General features: G+C 75.5%; 1 protein-coding gene. It reads right to left on the bottom strand.

Translation table 11 applies throughout. The annotated features are described in order from the left end of the window. Positions 1–278: PGRS repeat-containing protein (locus BST40_RS28695; RefSeq protein ID WP_341865546.1), on the bottom strand; the 278-nt coding region annotated here is incomplete at both ends.

Here is a 278-nt window from a genome sequence, read left to right as displayed (position 1 = left end):
CTGCCGAACAGCCCGATGCCGTTGCCGCCGTTGCCGCCGGCTCCAGCTTGTCCTCCGATTCCCGATGCGGTCCCGCCGTTGCCGCCGGCCCCGCCGTTGCCGTACAGCAGTCCGCCATTGCCGCCGTTGCCGCCGGCGGCGCCGTCGGTGCTGTTGGCGCCCCTGCCGCCGGCCCCGCCATGGCCGATCAGGCCGCCGTTGCCGCCGTTACCACCGACGACACCGGGTGCCAGGGCGTTGGCGCCGGCGCCGCCGTTGCCGTACAGGAACCCGCCAGC

It is taken from the genome of Mycobacterium persicum, from assembly GCF_002086675.1.
Lineage (GTDB): Bacteria > Actinomycetota > Actinomycetes > Mycobacteriales > Mycobacteriaceae > Mycobacterium > Mycobacterium persicum.
This window is presented reverse-complemented; position numbering and strand designations above follow the sequence as displayed.